This window comes from Streptomyces sp. Isolate_45, from assembly GCF_024721315.2.
In the GTDB taxonomy this organism is placed as follows: domain Bacteria; phylum Actinomycetota; class Actinomycetes; order Streptomycetales; family Streptomycetaceae; genus Streptomyces.
This window is the reverse complement of record NZ_JANFAK020000338.1, coordinates 1-2,196: the sequence shown is the minus strand read 5'-3', so window position 1 is coordinate 2,196 and position 2,196 is coordinate 1. Positions and strand designations below refer to the sequence as shown.

Sequence of the window (2,196 nt, the reverse complement as noted above, 5' to 3'; positions counted from 1 at the left end):
GCGGGACCCGTACCAGGGCCCGCTCGCCGGGCGAGGGCTCCCCGCGCCGGCCGGGCAGCGGCACCGGGCCCAGGACCTCCGCGTCGGGCGGCAGGGCGGCGGCCGCGAGGAAGGCCTCCAGGGCGTCCCCCCGGCCGGCCACCGCCGCCATCCGGGAGACCGGCGGGAACCCCAACTGGGCGCGCTCCGCGAGTTCCCGTACGGCGTGCCCCACCGGGTCCCACCGGACCAGGGCCTGCACGGGCCGCGACGTCGGCTCGGCGACGACCACCACCTGTCCGTCGGCCCGCACCAGGGCGGCGGCGGCGATCCAGCGCCGCAGCGCCTCCTCCCCCGCCCGCAGGTCGGGCCGGGTCAACATGGCCCAACCGTCGAGGAGCAGCGCGGCGGCGTAGCCGGCGCCCGCCGCGACCGGTTCGGCGCCCGGGGTGCACACCACGAGCGCGGGCCGGTCCGGTACCTCGTCCAGCACGTGGTCACGCCCGGAGGTCCGTACGGGCACGGCCGGGAAGGCCCGCCCGAGTTCCTCGGCGGTCCGCCGCGCGCCCACCACTTGGGCCCGCAGCCGGAACCCCCCGCACTCCTCGCAGTGCCAGGCCGGCTCCGCCCGCCCGCACCACCCGCAGTGCAGGTCCCGCTCGTCGGGGGCCTCCAGCGGCCCGGCGCACACGGTGCAGCGGGCGGGGGCGCGGCACCGCTCGCAGGCGAGTCGGGGCACGTAGCCGCGCCGCGGCACCTGGACCAGCACGGGCCCGGCCTTGAGGCCCTCCCGGACGGTTTCCCAGGCCAGGCTCGGCAGTCGCGCGGCCCGGGCCGCGCCGTCACGGGCGAGGAGTTCGTCGCCCACGGTCCGGATCCGGGGCGCGGCGGCGCGGACCGTTTCCCGGTCGGCGGTCAGCGGCCGGGCCCAACCGGACTCGACCAGTTGGGCGGCCTCCACGGTGCAGCTGGTGCTCCCGGCGAGGAACCCGCAGCCGTCGGTGACGGCGCGCAGCTCCAGTACCTCCCGGACGTGTGGGAAGGGGGCGCGGTCGTCGGAGTGGCTGGAGTCGCCGTCGTCCCAGACGGCGACGAGCCCGAGGTCCCGTACGGGGGCGAACATCGCGGCCCGGGTGCCGACGACGGCGCGTACGGAGCCCCGGCTGACGGCCAGCCACTGCCGGTAGCGCTTCTCGGGGCCGGATTCGGCGGTGAGCAGCGCGTGCCGGCCCTCGCCGAGCAGGGCGGTGAGCGCCGCGTCCACCCGGGAGGCGGTGCGCCCGTCGGGGACTACCGCGAGGGCGCCGCGGCCGGAGGCGAGGGTGGCCGCCATGGCTCGGGCCAGTTCGTCCGCCCAGCCGGGGCCCGGCAGGGCGGTCCACACCGCGCGGGGGGTGCCGCCGGAGGCGAGGGCGTGCAGGAAGCCGGGCCCGGCGCCGTAGCGCTCCCAGCCGCCCGGGTCGGGCGCGGGCGGCGGGGGCAGGGGTTCGGGCGAGGGCTTGGCCTCGGCGCGGGCGTTGCGCGGGGGCAGGGCGAGCTGGAGGACGTCGGCGAGGCTGCCGGCGTACCGGTCGGCGACGGCCTGGGTCAGGGCCAGCATCCGGGGGCCGAGGACCACCTCGGGCGAGACGACCTGGGCCAGGGCGGCCAGTGCCCCGTCGTAGTCGGAATCGGCGCGCCGCTCGACGATGAACCCGTCGATGAGGCCGCCGCCCTCGCGGCGACCGCCGTGCACCCGGTGGGAACCGGCGCCGAACCGGACCCGGACCCGGACGCCGGGCTGGGCCACCTCGGAGAGCTCGGCGGGCACGGCGTAGTCGAACGGCCGGTCGAGGTGGAGGACGCCCTTGTTGACGAGGACCCTGGCGACCGGCAGTTCCTCGGCGAGGGCGGCCCCGCGCCAGGTCCGCGGTTTGGCCTTGGGCGCCTTGGCCTTCGCCTCGGCGACCATCTCCCGGATCAGGGCGAGCTGTTCCGGCGGGGAATCGTTCGCGCTGCTCACACTGCATTCTTACCAAACGCCACCGACAGCGAACGGCCCCGGACCGATGGGTCCGGGGCCGTTCGTCAGATGCGGGTACCCCGCGGGCCGACCTACAGGCCGGCGGCGGTGCGCAGGGCGTCGACGCGGTCGGTGCGCTCCCAGGTGAAGTCGGGGAGTTCGCGGCCGAAGTGGCCGTAGGCGGCGGTCTGCGCGTAGATCGGGCGCAGCAGGTC

Annotated in this window: 1 protein-coding gene and 1 pseudogene; both read right to left on the bottom strand. The window is 77.8% G+C overall.

Going from position 1 to position 2,196, the window contains the following annotated elements; genetic code table 11:
- Positions 1-1,981, bottom strand: a 1,981-nt coding sequence (locus NOD94_RS40855) for a primosomal protein N' (protein WP_348652382.1), incomplete at its 3' end; no start/stop codon positions are given.
- A 92-nt stretch (positions 1,982-2,073) separates the two neighbouring features.
- Positions 2,074-2,196, bottom strand: a pseudogene (locus tag NOD94_RS40850) (methionine adenosyltransferase domain-containing protein); the annotation flags it as partial.